General features: G+C 33.0%; 12 protein-coding genes. 6 read left to right on the plus strand and 6 right to left on the minus strand.

The window, feature by feature from the left end:
* The first annotated feature begins 12 nt into the window (after positions 1-12).
* Both murA and ACXX80_RS09495 read left to right on the plus strand, forming a co-directional pair.
* Entirely contained in the window at positions 13-1,323 is a 1,311-nt protein-coding gene (murA, locus tag ACXX80_RS09490) for a UDP-N-acetylglucosamine 1-carboxyvinyltransferase (protein WP_417952666.1), read from the plus strand.
* Positions 1,324-1,437: 114 nt separating this feature from the next.
* Positions 1,438-2,304 (plus strand): cation diffusion facilitator family transporter, encoded by an 867-nt coding sequence (locus ACXX80_RS09495; RefSeq protein ID WP_315211549.1) that lies wholly within the window; start codon positions 1,438-1,440, stop codon positions 2,302-2,304.
* A gap of 96 nt (positions 2,305-2,400) precedes the next feature.
* Here the strand turns inward: ACXX80_RS09495 and ACXX80_RS09500 are convergent, their stop codons facing one another.
* The 3 genes from ACXX80_RS09500 to ACXX80_RS09510 all read right to left on the minus strand — a co-directional run bounded on the left by ACXX80_RS09500 (position 2,401) and on the right by ACXX80_RS09510 (position 6,031).
* A complete protein-coding gene (locus ACXX80_RS09500; RefSeq protein WP_458552995.1) occupies positions 2,401-4,887 on the minus strand; it encodes a DUF5686 and carboxypeptidase regulatory-like domain-containing protein in 2,487 nt (828 codons plus the stop codon).
* A 91-nt stretch (positions 4,888-4,978) separates the two neighbouring features.
* Positions 4,979-5,392 carry a type II 3-dehydroquinate dehydratase gene (gene aroQ / locus ACXX80_RS09505; protein WP_315211546.1) on the minus strand — a complete coding sequence of 138 codons (414 nt, stop codon included), beginning with the start codon at positions 5,390-5,392 and terminating at the stop codon, positions 4,979-4,981.
* 75 nt (positions 5,393-5,467) lie between these two features.
* Complete coding sequence (locus ACXX80_RS09510; RefSeq protein WP_458552996.1) at positions 5,468-6,031, minus strand: porin family protein; 564 nt, start codon at positions 6,029-6,031, stop codon at positions 5,468-5,470.
* A 773-nt stretch (positions 6,032-6,804) separates the two neighbouring features.
* Between ACXX80_RS09510 and ACXX80_RS09515 the strand changes: the two genes are divergently transcribed.
* Complete coding sequence (locus ACXX80_RS09515) at positions 6,805-7,395, plus strand: hypothetical protein (RefSeq protein ID WP_458552997.1); 591 nt, start codon at positions 6,805-6,807, stop codon at positions 7,393-7,395.
* A gap of 75 nt (positions 7,396-7,470) precedes the next feature.
* A complete protein-coding gene (gene xerD / locus ACXX80_RS09520) occupies positions 7,471-8,382 on the plus strand; it encodes a site-specific tyrosine recombinase XerD (protein WP_458552998.1) in 912 nt (303 codons plus the stop codon).
* Positions 8,383-8,453: 71 nt separating this feature from the next.
* On the opposite strand, the gene rny is transcribed toward xerD, so the two are convergent.
* From rny to ACXX80_RS09535, 3 genes are all read right to left on the minus strand, one after another.
* A complete protein-coding gene (gene rny / locus ACXX80_RS09525; protein WP_458552999.1) occupies positions 8,454-10,019 on the minus strand; it encodes a ribonuclease Y in 1,566 nt (521 codons plus the stop codon).
* Between the two features lie 206 nt (positions 10,020-10,225).
* On the minus strand, positions 10,226-10,519 hold the full coding sequence (locus ACXX80_RS09530) for a cell division protein ZapA (RefSeq protein ID WP_282718127.1): 294 nt from the start codon (positions 10,517-10,519) through the stop codon (positions 10,226-10,228).
* Positions 10,520-10,527: 8 nt separating this feature from the next.
* The gene (locus tag ACXX80_RS09535) at positions 10,528-10,818 is read right to left on the minus strand and encodes a coiled-coil domain-containing protein (RefSeq protein WP_458553000.1); all 291 of its coding nucleotides are present in this window, start codon (positions 10,816-10,818) and stop codon (positions 10,528-10,530) included.
* A gap of 174 nt (positions 10,819-10,992) precedes the next feature.
* Between ACXX80_RS09535 and ACXX80_RS09540 the strand changes: the two genes are divergently transcribed.
* Positions 10,993-12,690 (plus strand): M23 family metallopeptidase, encoded by a 1,698-nt coding sequence (locus tag ACXX80_RS09540; protein ID WP_458553001.1) that lies wholly within the window; start codon positions 10,993-10,995, stop codon positions 12,688-12,690.
* A 12-nt stretch (positions 12,691-12,702) separates the two neighbouring features.
* Positions 12,703-15,171, plus strand: coding sequence for a TonB-dependent receptor (locus tag ACXX80_RS09545; RefSeq protein ID WP_458553002.1), 2,469 nt, complete (start codon positions 12,703-12,705; stop codon positions 15,169-15,171).
* Positions 15,172-15,194 lie beyond the last annotated feature (23 nt).

The raw sequence follows: 15,194 nt of genomic DNA on the forward strand, positions 1-15,194 counted from the left end.
TAACTTATCAATATGGGAATTTTTAAAATCGAAGGCGGCATTAGTCTTAAAGGAGAAATCACGCCACAAGGTGCAAAAAATGAAGCATTACAAATCTTATGTGCTGTTCTTTTAACACCTGAAAAAGTGATTATTAATAATATTCCTGATATTATTGACATCAATAAACTAATTACACTTTTAGGAAATTTAGGCGTTAAAATCCAAAAAACTGGATCTGGTTCGTATACTTTTCAAGCTGATGAAGTGAATATTCAGTATTTAGAAACCGAAGCATTCAAGAAAGAAGGCGGTTCTCTTCGTGGATCTATTATGATTGTTGGACCACTTTTGGCACGATTTGGAAAAGGATATATTCCAAAACCAGGTGGAGATAAAATTGGCCGTAGAAGATTAGATACTCACTTTGAAGGATTTATAAATCTTGGAGCAAAATTCCGTTACAATAGAGAAGATCATTTTTATGGTGTAGAAGCACCTAAAGGATTGAAAGGTGCTGATATGTTATTAGACGAAGCATCCGTAACCGGAACAGCTAATATTGTTATGGCTGCAGTTTTGGCTAAAGGAAGAACAACGGTTTATAACGCTGCTTGTGAGCCTTATTTGCAACAATTATGTAAGATGTTAAACTCCATGGGAGCTAAAATTACAGGTGTTGGATCAAACTTATTGACTATTGAAGGTGTTGAAAGTTTAGGCGGTTGTGAGCATAGAATTCTTCCAGATATGATTGAAATAGGAAGTTGGATTGGCCTTGCTGCAATGACAAAATCGGAGATTACGATAAAAGATGTAAGTTGGGATAACTTGGGAGTTATACCTAATACTTTCAGAAAACTAGGAATTACACTGGAACGAAAAGGAGATGATATTTACATTCCTGCTCACATAGATGGGTATGAAGTAAAAACTGATATTGACGGTTCTATTTTAACAATTGCTGATGCGCCTTGGCCTGGATTTACTCCAGATTTATTGAGTATTGTTCTTGTAGTTGCCACTCAAGCGAGAGGTGATGTATTGATTCATCAAAAAATGTTTGAAAGCAGATTGTTCTTTGTGGATAAATTAATCGATATGGGAGCTAAAATCATGTTGTGTGATCCGCATAGAGCGGTTGTTATGGGACACGATTTCAAATCACAATTGAAAGCCACAACAATGTCTTCACCAGATATTCGTGCGGGAATCTCTTTATTGATTGCAGCGCTTTCAGCAAAAGGAACGAGTACCATTCAGAATATTGAACAAATTGACAGAGGGTACGAGCGCATAGACGAACGATTGAGAGCCATTGGAGCTAATATTGTTCGCGCATAAATCAAATAAATAATTATAAAATATCGTTTAAGTAAACCAATAGGATTTGAATTTAATGATTCAATACGGTTTACTTAAACGTTTTTAGTTTTAATTCATCTTTATAAAAAGATCATGTCAACGGAACAAACAGCGATAAAGGCCACTTATTTTAGTATTATTGGAAATACATCTTTGGCCATTATTAAAGGTCTGGCAGGTTTTTTTGGGAATTCGTATGCTTTAATAGCGGATGCAATTGAATCTACAACAGATATTTTTGCTTCATTTTTAGTTTTATTTGGAATCAAATATTCTAATAAACCAGCAGATAAAAATCATCCTTATGGACACGGAAGAGCTGAACCATTAATCACTTTTTTGGTAGTAGGTTTTTTAATCACTTCAGCTACTATTATAGCTTATGAAAGTATCATCAATATTGGTACGCCGCATCAATTACCAAAACCATGGACATTAATCGTTCTTGGGGCAATAATTATTTGGAAAGAGTATTCCTTTCGTGTAGTAATGAAAAGAAGCATTCAAACCAATAGTTCCTCATTAAGAGCAGATGCTTGGCACCATCGCAGCGATGCAATAACATCTGTAGCAGCATTTCTTGGGATTTCTATTGCTTTGATTTTAGGTAATGGATACGAATCAGCTGATGATTGGGCAGCACTTTTTGCTTCTGGATTCATTCTTTATAACAGTTATCAAATATTCAGACCTGCTTTGGGCGAAATAATGGATGAACATTTATACGATGATTTGATAGAGCAAATTAGAATTGTTTCTCTTCAAGTAGATGGAATAATAGATACCGAAAAGTGTTTTATTCGAAAAGCAGGAATGCAATATCATGTAGATTTACATGCAATTGTGGATTCGAATATTACAGTAAAAGAAGGGCATGACTTAGCACACAAACTGAAAGATACCTTGAGAGAGGAAATCCCGGAATTAGGTCACGTTTTGATTCATGTGGAACCGAATTAATTTTATTATTTAAGTCATTTTTGAAATTTATAAAAACTAAAAAAGGCACAAGAAGAATATTTCTCGTGCCTTTTTTATTGTTGTTAAACTGAAGTTTTACTCTAAAATATTTAAAAATTTAAGTCCAAAAACTACTCCGTTGCCTTGGAAACCATTTTGATAGGAACGCACATAATCGACACGAAGCATTTTAAATTTACCAAAGCCTAAATTATCTAAACCAACCGTAAATTCTCTATAGGGCTTAACATTTGGTGTAGAAAGTGTATGTGCACCCAGTATTAAAGTTGATTTTAATTTATTCAACAGTGGGATTTTATTCATAATATAACCTTCGTCAGTGTACTCTGCGTGGGCCTCAAAATAACGATTGTTTGTACTGTTAGAATAATATGGCAATAAGTTAAAAACATTCAAATAACGTTCTGTCTGTCCTATGTGTGTTTGATTTCCATTGAAGTGCTTGTAATCTATAAAGGAGATGTTTTCTGCATTCAGAAATTTTCCGGCTTTTATATTCATTCCTATAGTTCCTTTATTTTCCAATTTTAAATCATAAGTTAATCGTGCATTAACATGGTCAAATTCATATTTCTTTTCATTGGCTGCAAATCCTTTTTCATATCCTAAAAATAGAGTAGGATATTTTTCATTTCTAATGTTATATTTTCCATCTGGACGGGAAGAATATTTATTACCAAAATTGATTCTTGCATTTAGATTGGTTTTCGTCAAATGATGTTTTTCAAAAGCGGGAGTGGTGAAATCATCCGTTGCTAGCGGATTATTTGAAGTATATAAATCGTGTTTATTGAAATAGGAGAAATCAGTATTGTTGAATAAGGGTTTTCGCTGTTGGTATTCTATCTTCCCATTTAGATTCACACCATTTGCAATATCTTGGCTATAGCCAATTGCAGCTGATTCCAGATTATACAACTTCATAAAATTGTTCTTGAAAGCTAATGAACTTATCGTGTTTATAACTTTACTTATAGGTTCGTTAGGATTAAATTGTTTTACTGAATTACCTCCTGTTAGGTATAAAGTGGCATAATTCTGGTTGTTGAATCTATGGATAAATTGTCCAGTTACACGCAGACGATCTTCGGCAAAACCGTAATTGAGTTTTGTACTTATAGAAGTGTAAATTCCTTTACTTTCCTGATTTTTCCAGTTGGTGTATCTAAATCCCGAATCAAAATTATAACCTTGTACGGAATTGAAACTTAGAGAACCCAGATTTAGTAGTCCTTCATAACTAAAGGAGTTTTTCTCGGAACTATTTTTATAAGTATAACCCGTAAGTAGTTTTAGTAGTTTGAATTTATTGCCTTTTGTATCAACAGAATCTAAATATTTTTTAGAATTTCGAACCTTGTAAATACTGTCTTTTCGAATGTAATCACCACTTTCTTCGATTGTTAAAGGAATGGGTCTGTTGCTATTCCAAAATATGGAATCTTTTTTATTTGAATTTATTTCGACACTTGTAATTTCATTTGTAAACGTTTTTTTAGCAAAGGAATTCACAAATTCGTAATTACTGTAGACATAGGTGTATCTTCCATTGAATTTTATTCCAAAGGCTCCAGCTGTAATATCAAGACTTTGCGTGTTTTTAGCCCAAATTTTGTTGCTTTTGTTGTAACTGAAGTTTTGTTTTAAAGTCATGACATCGACAAATTCCTCTTTCATTCGGTATCCTTTTATATCTAAATCAACGGCATAAATAGCCCATGAATCTTCAACAATATAAATGTAACCTTCAAAAACAGGTTCGCTGTCACGTTTTGCAGTAACTTTTATTTTATTGATCATTTGATTATTGGCATCATAAAAAGTGCTTTCCAGTTTGTATTTGTAATAATTGAACGCATTATTTGCGATAGGAGAAATCATATTAACTCCAAAATCAATCGTATTATCATAGAAGTCATAAAAAGAAGATCTGGCCGTATTGTAACTGTAGCCGTTATCTCTTCCGCTTACTTTTGAGGCAGTTACAACTTCTTTTAAATTATTGGGTTTTTCAAAAGTAATTTTAGAAAAAGTTTCAGATAATGAAATTATTCCGGTTCCTGTAGAGTCCAAAGAACCATTCAGGTCGCCAATTTTTTGACCCAATATTTTTTTAGGGGCATTTTTTAGTTTGAAAATTCCTCTGGAATAAAAGTCGGCATTGAATCGAGCCGTTTTTTCAGTATTTTCTTTTTTGCTGGCAATTGCATTTTTTATGATAGCTAGTGCAGGATTGATTTTGGTGTTGATTACAACTTCATTCAAAGAATAACTTTCTTCAATCATTTTAACATCAAATGAATACGGTAACTTATCCTTCTGAATTGTTATTCTTTGCGTTTTAAAACCTAAAAATTGGAATACTACGATTTGTTTTTCCGTTTTCTTCAAGTTAAGTTCATATTTCCCTACTTCATTTGAGGTAGTTCCATTGTATGTGTCTTCTTGAAAAACGGTTACAAATGGCAGAGGATTCCCCTTTTCATCAGAAATGGTTCCTTTTATTTGTGCATAGTTGGTAAATGATACCAAAGTAATTAGAAGTAAGTAGTATTTTCTCATGAAAGTTTTTTCTTTCACAAAAATATAAGAAGTTTAAAAAGAGGCTATTAATTATTTGTTAACATTTATAAGAATATTTTTATTTAAAGACTTACAAGAAAGATTGGATTGCCAATTCATAACTCTTTAAACCAAAACCTAAAATTACTCCTTTTGCATTTCCAGAAATGTAGGACTGGTGTCTGAAACTTTCACGTGAAAATGTATTCGAAATATGTACTTCAACAACTGGAGTAGTAATGGCTTTAATAGCATCTCCAATCCCAATGGAAGTGTGGGTATAAGCGCCTGCATTTAGAATAATACCATCGTAAGTGAAACCGAATTCCTGAATTTTATCAATCAATTCACCTTCAATATTACTTTGAAAATAGGTAAATTCTATTGTTGGAAATTTTATTTGTAAAGTGGTAAAATATTCTTCAAAAGTTAAGCTACCATAGACTTCTGGTTCGCGTTTTCCTAAAAGATTGAGATTTGGTCCGTTGATGATACTAATTTTCATAATTCCAGTTTTGGTAAAAATAAAAAAACCGTTCTAATTTAAAGAACGGTTTTGATAAATTTAATTTTATTATTTCTAGAATTTAAATCCAGCAGAAATTTGCACTACTGAGTTCTTGACATCTGCATCTTTAGATGCTTCAGTAAGACCTAATACATAACGTCCTTGTAGAAAAATGCTTTTTGTAACATTTAATGTTAAACCTCCGGCAACTCCAAACTCAAAAGTTTCTGCGTTTTCTACATCAAAATCATTTCTTTCGCTTAACAAAAATGAAGCTTGTGGTCCAAGATCAAGACTGACTGTTTTATTTAAATTAAATTTTGCCAAAACTGGAATGGATAAATAACCTAATTCATTTTTGAATTCTGTAGCTGCATATTTGTATGTTGCTCCTTGTGTCGAATATAATAATTCGGGCTGAACAGAAAAACCATCGGTTAACTTAATCTCGGCTACTAAACCGGCGTGATAACTGGTAATAGCTTCCTTATCATAATTACCACTATTTATTGTAATATCACTTCCGGTTTGATTAGCGTAATTTAAACCAGCTTTAATTCCGAACTTGACTAATTGCGCTTGCATGGTACTTGAAATTGCGAGCAGTAAAACGGTAACTAAAATTGTCTTTTTCATAATATTGATATTTAATTATTGTTCTTAATTTGAACCTGCAAGATAAAACTCTTAAAGTATAGAAATATTACAATTTTATTTTTTTTACTTATAATATTTACTTCCTTTTAAAATCAGGTTTATGCTGTTTTAAGTTGCGGAATGGGTCTGTTTTTTGAATGGAAATTAGTTATGGATGTTGTGGAAAACTTTAAATCAGGCTATTATGTTTTGATTTTTTTGTTTTTAATTTGATACTTATCGAGTTTCTTTATTAAAAAGCCATCTGCTATTTGATTATTTTAACTTTGAGAGGATAAGAGGAGATTTGCCTTTAGATTACATTACTATTCTAGTTATGGCTAAATATTATGTGGCGGATGCTTTTAGTATGGAATTTGGCCATCAAATCGATATTCTGGTATCTGCCAAATCAAAATCTAGTGGAGAATCTGAGGTCGTTAAGGACAGCTTAATCTACAGATGTAAGTTTGAATTTTGGTTTAAGATATGATATTACAGAAAATTTTATGATTGGCGCACGTTATAATTTTAGACTGACACGTTTGCAAGATGAATTATTTTAGATGAAGTTGGATCTAAAAATTCTGTTTTTCAAATTTTAGGGACTTACAAATTCTAATATTTTAAATGTATATCTAAACCTCCCAAATCCGGAGGTTTAAATATATAACTCCATAATTTAAATATGTTGATAACTTATGTTAGGTAGGAAGTGTATTACTTTAAATTTAATATACTTTTATCTTGTTATTAACAATTAAACATCAAAAATGAAAAGAGTTATTTTAGTATTACTTATTACTTTCGTTGGTTTCAACGGTTATTCACAAAAAAAAGATGGATTTAGAGTAGGTTTAGATTTAGGGGGCGTTCCTACTAATGGTGGCGGAGGAGTTTTGTTCTCATTAGAACCAAAATATAATATTAAAGATAATATGAATGTTGGTTTACGAATAGGAATAGCCGCGATCGTTCGCGATATAAATGATTCTGGTGCGACTACTACCGCAAAAGTGGCGGCTAATGGTTCTTATGTTGCTACTTATGATTATTATTTCAACGGTGCTGGAAAATCTTTTGTTCCATACATAGGTGCTGGTGCCGGTTATTACAGTATTGCAAACGTAGAATTGGATGATACAGATAATAGTGATGATGTAAATGTAGAAGCGACCGGTAAACTAGGAGGATTAGTTCGTGGTGGTTTTGAGTGGGGGAAATTCAGAATGGGACTAGAATATAATTTAGTGCCAGAATCTAATTTACAAGATATCAATGGAAATAATCAAGGTACTGTAGCTAATTCTTATGTTGGGATCCATTTAGGATTTTATGTGGGCGGCGGTAAATGGGGAAAATAATCATTTCTTTTACTTATATTAAAACCACTCTCAGTAGTGGTTTTTTTATGTCTAAAAAAGAGTTACTTTGTAATCATGAATTGGGATAGTTATATAAAGAGTTATCAATCGTATCTGAAAATTGAGCGTGGTTTGTCAAAGAATACAATAGAAAATTATTCTTTTGATATTGAACGGTTGTGTCTTTTTTTGACTAAAAATGAAATTGTTGTTTCACCAATAAAAATTGGAGAAGAAACGGTGCAGCAATTTATTTATAGTGTGGCTAAAGAAGTTAATCCGCGTTCACAAGCCAGAATCATTTCAGGTCTTAAAAGTTTTTTTAGTTATTTGATATTTGAAGATTATCGCGTAGACAATCCATTAGAACTTATTGAAACTCCTAAAACGGGCAGGAAGCTTCCGGATACTTTATCTGTAGATGAGATTGATAGTCTTATTTTTGCGATAGACTTAACTACTAACGAAGGCGAACGCAATCGTGCCATGCTTGAAACACTTTATGGATGTGGATTACGGGTCTCAGAATTAATTTCTTTAAAAATTTCCGATTTGTTCTTTGAGGAAGGTTTTATTAAAATAACGGGTAAAGGAAATAAGCAGCGCTTTGTGCCAATAAGTGATTTGACGCAGAAATACATTCAAATTTATAGGAATACTATAAGAACGCACATTACTATTCAAAAAGGTTTTGAGGATACGCTTTTTTTAAATAGAAGAGGGAAGCAACTCACTAGAGCCATGATTTTTACTATTATTAAAAATTTAGCAGTTAAAATAGATTTGAATAAAACGATAAGTCCGCATACTTTGCGACATTCTTTTGCAACTCATCTTTTAGAAAACGGAGCTGATTTACGCTCTATACAATTGATGCTTGGTCATGAATCGATAACGACAACAGAAATATACGTACATCTTGACCGAACGTTTTTGACGCAAGTCCTAAATTCATTTCATCCCAGAAAGAATTCAAATTTGAAATAATGAAAATAAAAAAAAAGACGTACTGATTTTATATCAATACGTCTTTTCAATAAATGTAGAATAACTACTTTTTATTTAGCAATATTCACAGCTCTAGTTTCACGAATTACAGTTACTTTAACTTGTCCTGGATACGTCATTTCTGTTTGGATTTTTTGTGAGATATCGAAAGATAAGCTTGCCGCATTTTCATCAGAAACTTTTTCGCTTTCAACGATTACACGAAGTTCTCTACCGGCTTGAATTGCATAAGCATTTTTCACACCGCTGAATCCGTAAGCTACTTCTTCAAGATCTTTTAAACGTTGAATATAAGAGTCCAATACTTGTCTTCTCGCTCCTGGTCTTGCACCTGAAATAGCATCACAAACCTGGATAATTGGAGATAATAATGATTTCATTTCAATCTCATCGTGGTGTGCTCCAATAGCGTTACAAACCTCTTCTTTTTCACCGTATTTCTCAGCCCATTGCATTCCTAATAAAGCGTGTGGTAAATCACTTTCAGCATCTGGAACTTTACCAATATCATGTAATAAACCAGCTCTTTTAGCCAGTTTTACGTTTAGTCCTAATTCAGCAGCCATGATTCCGCAAAGTTTAGAAACTTCACGTGAGTGTTGCAATAAATTCTGTCCGTAAGAAGAACGGTATTTCATACGTCCTACTACTTTAATCAATTCAGGATGTAATCCGTGAATTCCTAAATCGATAACGGTACGTTTACCAACTTCTATAATTTCATCGTCAATTTGTTTCGCAGTTTTTGCAACTACTTCTTCAATACGAGCCGGGTGAATTCTTCCGTCAGTTACCAATTTATGTAATGCCAAACGCGCAATTTCTCTACGTACAGGATCAAAACAAGAAAGGATAATAGCTTCCGGTGTATCATCTACGATGATTTCAACTCCAGTAGCCGCTTCCAGTGCGCGGATATTTCTACCCTCACGACCAATGATTCGACCTTTTACGTCATCAGATTCAATGTTAAATACAGAGACACAGTTTTCTACTGCTTCTTCTGTACCAACTCTTTGAATGGTATTGATAATGATTTTTTTAGCTTCTTGTTGTGCGGTTAATTTAGCCTCTTCAATAGTATCTTGAATATGAGACATTGCTTTGCTTTTTGCTTCTGCTTTCAGTCCTTCTACTAATTGATCTTTAGCTTCTTCCGCGGATAAACCAGAGATAACTTCCAATTGTTGTAATTGACTTTTATGTAGTTTGTCAACTTCAGTTTGTTTCTTATCTAAGTTTTCAATTTTAGTGGTGTATTCTAAAGTTTTAGATTCAAAATCATCATTTACTTTTTTAGCTTTTGATAATTCATTAGAAATTTGAGATTCTTTATCGCGAACTCTTTTTTCTATTTCAGCAACCTTTTTATCACGGGATAAAATAACTTGTTCGTGCTCTGATTTTAATTCAATAAATTTCTCTTTTGCTTGAAGAATTTTATCTTTTTTTATGTTTTCAGCTTCCAGATTTGCATCTTTTAAAATTGATGCTGCTTCTTTTTTTGCGTTTTTAATTAAGTTTGAAATATTGCTTTTTTCTATCAGTTTTGCAATACCAAAACCTCCCGCAATACCTATAATTCCTGAAATAATAATCGTTAATATGTTGTCCATGTTTGTTAAAATTTATATATAAAAAAGCCTACATTAGAGTGATTGAATAAACTCGAAAAGACAAGTTTTGAGCTAACTCGTTGTTCAAGCTTCCAAACTGAATTGGCTTGCTATAGTAACGATGATTTGCTCATTCTAAATTGTTAGTGTTGAGTTTACCAAATATGAACTAATGTAGGCAGTATCTTAGTTTCTGTAAAGAACGTTTATTTGTCGAGATATTGATCTAAAATCGCATTGATTTTTTTTATTCTTTCGATGGTCGCTTCTCCATCTATGGCATTATCAATTTGTTTTTGTTCCGTTTGTGAGGCAAATTGTAAAGCACACATTGCCAATACATCTTGCTTGTCACGAACAGCATAATTTTCTTCAAATTGCTTTATCATCTTATCAATTTTTTTAGAAGCGCTTCTAAGGCCTTCTTCCTGCGAGAAATCAACCGTTAACGGGTAGACTCTGTCTGCGATTGATATTTTAATTTTAAGCTTTTCGTCCATATCTTTTATTAATCTGATAGCTGTGCTATACAGTAATCAATTTCGCGAATTAATGAATTTATTTTAAGCTTCGTATCTCTTTTATTATCGTCACTGCCTAGTAATGTATTTGCTACTTTGAGTGTTTCATACTGCGTTTTTAGCGCTTCAATCTCTTGTGACTGAGTTTGTATTATGGATGCAGTTTTTGTTAATTCGTTTTTCAAATCTTGATTATTTTTCTCCAAACCTTTCATTTTTGTGAAAAGTTTTTCAATCTTATTTTCAAGATTATCAATAATTTCTGCAATTGCACTCATTATATATCTTATTCATTACATAATCATACAAAGTTAGTATTCCTTTTTAATTTTGCAATATTTTATTATTTTTTTTGCATTAAATTAATTAAATATCAGTTGTACAAATGGTTACGAACCATTTTTTTTAGTGCTGTTTTGAATACTTTTTTTATCTTAGCAAAAATGTAAACAATGAGATTTCCTGTATTTTTTTTATTTTTTTGCACTTCTGTTTTTGCACAAGTGGACTATCCAAAAGATTATTTTAGACCTCCATTAGATATTCCGATGCAATTATCTGGGAATTTTGGGGAGTTAAGACCCAATCATTTTCATGCAGGTTTCGATTTGAGAACGCAACAAAAAGAGGGATTAAAAGTGTATGCCGTAGCCGATGGTTATGTGTCAAGAATCAAAATATCAACTTTTGGTAACGGAAAAACAATTTATATCAACCATCCTAATGGTTTTACATCAGTCTATGGACACTTAAAAATGGCCAACGGTGAAATAGAAAACTACATCAAGAAAACGCATTACAAAGAACAATCGTTTGAAATTGAAATGTTTTTTAAGCCAAATGAAATGGTAGTTAAAAAAGGAGAAAACATCGCTTTCTCAGGAAATACTGGTGCTTCAGAAGGTCCGCATTTGCATTTTGAATTTCGTGATTCCAAAACAGAATTTATAATTAATCCGATGCTTTTTGGGTACAATAAATTTTTAAAAGATACTAAGAAACCAATTGTCTCCGGAGTTTATGTATATCCTTTGGATTCAAAAACTACGGTCAATCATTCTAAGCGCCCTTTGTTACTGAATGTTTCATTACAAAAAGACGGTACGTACCTTTCAGATAAAGTAGTTGCAAATGGTACAATAGGTTTTGGGATTTCGGCTTATGACACTGATGTTGTCTCGTTTAATAATAACGGAGTGTACAAGGTACAGTCTTTTTATAATGGGAAACCCAATTTCGGATATGAATTTAATACCTATTCATTTGACGACATGCGTTATATTAATGCGCTGATTGATTATTCGAGATATAAGAAAATGCAACAGCGTGTTCAGAAATTATTCATGAAAAACCCGTATAATTTGAGCATTATCCAAGCCGATGAAAATAAAGGTGTTTTGCAGGTAACTCCAAATTTAGCCTCGCTGTATCGCATTGAAGTTTCGGATTTCTTTGGAAATAAAAAAACAATAGCTATTCCTATTCAATATGATTTATTGTCTACAATAATAAGTCCAGAGCCAGTACAATCGGACTATTTTGTAAAAGCTAATAAAGACAGTAATTTTGCTTTAGCAAATATGTCGGTTTTCTTTCCTGCAGGAACTTTTTACGAAGATTTTGATTTGAATTTTGATGTGAAAAATGATACGTTGTTTTTACACGACGAAACTGTTCCTGCTCATACTAATTTTACGGTTTCAATTGAAGACACAAAATCGACTGAAGCGCAAAGAGAAAAAATGTTCATTGGGAGAATTGAAGGAAAAAAAGTAAATTATAATCCAACCTACAGAAAAGACAACGTTTTCAATACCAAGGTTAAAATTTTAGGAAAATATGCTTTGGTTGCGGATACGGTTGCACCAAAAGTAACTATGGCTGTTCCTGTTGAAGGAAAATGGATTAATGACCAAAAAACCATTCAGCTCTCTATTTACGATGAATTGTCAGGTATAAAATCATACAATGGTTATTTAAACGGAAAATGGGTATTATTAGAATATGATAACAAGACTAGAAAACTGACTCATTATTTCAGTGATGGAATTGTTGCTGATGGCGCCAATGATTTAAAAGTTGTGGTGATTGATAATGTTGGAAATTCAACTACCTTTGAAACTCGTTTTTTTAAAAGCCAAAAAAAATAAAAACCAAATCATTTGAGTACTAATAAATTAATTTTTGTTTTCTATTTGTTTTTAGTCAGCCTACCTTTATTGGCTCAAACGGCTAGAATAAAAGGAGTTATTTTAGACAAAAACAATCAACCGGTAGATAACGTAAATGTTTCTTATTCCAGTATTGGAACTCAATCCAATAAAAATGGTTTTTACGATTTAAAAGTTCCTGCAAACGAAAAAGTAACACTTGTTTTTACGCATGTTTCTTTGAAAAAAATAACAGTTATTTTTTCTTTGGATACCAATGAACAAAAGGAGTTCAATCCAGTAATGAGCGATCAGGAAGAACAAATGGGAGAAGTTATTGTTACATCGAATAACAGAAAGTTGATTCAGGGTGTTGCAACAATTGAGCCTGAAATGATTCGGAAAATTCCCGGAGCCAATGCCGGAATCGAAAACATTTTAAAAACCTTACCGGGAGTAAACTCAAATAACGAATTGAGTACACAATATGCTGTGCGCGGTGGGAATTATGACGAGAATTTGGTATATGTAAATGAAATTGAAGTCTACCGTCCGTTCCTGATTCGCTCGGGACAACAAGAAGGGTTAAGTTTTACCAATACGGATTTAGTGCAAAATGTTGATTTTTCGGCGGGAGGTTTTCAAGCGAAGTTTGGGGATAAATTATCTTCTGTTTTAGATATTACATATAGAAAACCGGTTAAATTTGGCGCAAGCCTTGAAGCGAGTTTCCTTGGCGGAAGTCTTTCTGTCGATGCAGTTTCCAAGGATAAAAAATGGTCTGCAGTAACGGGAGTTCGATACAGAAATAACAGCCTTTTAGTAAAAAGTCAAGAAACTCAAACGAATTTTACACCATCTTTTGCGGATATTCAAACTAATATAAATTATCAAGCTTCGGCTAAATGGCAATGGAGTTTTCTGGGGAATATTTCTCAAAATAAATACCAATATCAGCCATTAACTAGGCAGACTAATTTTGGAACCATAGATAATCCTATGGCACTTACGGTCTTTTATGAAGGTCAGGAAAAAGACGAATACGACACGTATTTTGGAGCTTTAAAAACAACGTTCAATATTTCTGATAATTTTACATTGAAATTTATTGGTTCTGTTTTTCATACTTTAGAACAAGAATATTTTGATATTTTCGCACAATACCGTTTAGGCGAAGTGGATTCCAGTATTGGGTCAGAAACTTTTGGAGAAGTTGCATTTACAAGAGGAATTGGTTCGCAACTAAGTCATGCCAGAAACGATTTGGATGCGCTGATTGTAAATACAGAGATAAAAGGATTTCATGATTGGAAAGAAAACCAATTTGAATGGGGAATAAAATATACACGAGAATCTATTCGTGACAGAATAATAGAGTGGGAGGTAATTGATTCGGCTGGTTTTTCATTGAATCCACCCATTATTGATTTGCCAAAAAATGATCAGCCGTATTCACCTTACACCGGACCGCTTGTTCCGTATCAAAATATTAGAGCGACAAATTTTAACTCCATCAATAGATTTTCGGGTTATGGTCAATGGAGTTTAAAATCGAATATTGGTTCGAGTGAAGTTTGGTATAATGCCGGAATACGTTTACACAATTGGGAAGTTACAGGTTCTGATATATCTGGCGAATCCCAAATTACTTTCAGTCCAAGAGCACAATTTGCCATAAAACCAGATTGGGAGAAAGATATGGTTTTTAGACTTTCGGGAGGATTATACCATCAGCCGCCTTTTTACAGAGAATTGAGAGATGCGGATGGAATGGTGCAACCTAATACCAAGGCGCAGCAATCAGTGCATGTTGTTTTTGGGAATGATTATAGTTTCAAGATGTGGAATCGTCCTTTCAAGTTGGTTTCGGAGTTGTATTATAAATCGTTGACGGATGTAAATACGTACACGATCGACAACGTTCGCATTCGATATGCAGCGAATAATAATGCCACCGCGTATGCGCAAGGATTGGATGTTCGCTTGAACGGGGAATTTGTTCCCGGAACTGAATCGTGGTTTAGTTTTGGCTATTTGAAGACAGAAGAAAACAGCAATGATAAAGGATATATTGCCAGACCTACAGACCAGAGATTGAAATTTGGACTTTTATTCCAAGATTACATGCCTAATATTCCAAGTATTAAATTGTACTTGCATTTGGTTTACAATACTGGATTGCCCGGCGGTTCGCCATCGTATGTTGATCCTTATTTATACCAAAACAGATTGAATGATTACCGGCGTGTGGATGTAGGTTTTTCTAAAGTTTTTATAGACAACACAACCGTAAAAAAGAATACGGGTTGGTTTAAAGATTTTAAAGAGTTAGCAATAGGGTTGGAGATTTTTAATCTTTTTGACAATCAAAATGCCATAACCAATACTTGGGTTCGGGATGTATATTCTAAAAATCAATATGCAATTCCGAATTATATGACAACCAGAGTTTTTAATTTGAAATTGACTGCGAGGTTATAACCGTTAAAAGTATTAATGTTTAA

This window comes from Flavobacterium sp. GNP002, assembly GCF_054343795.1.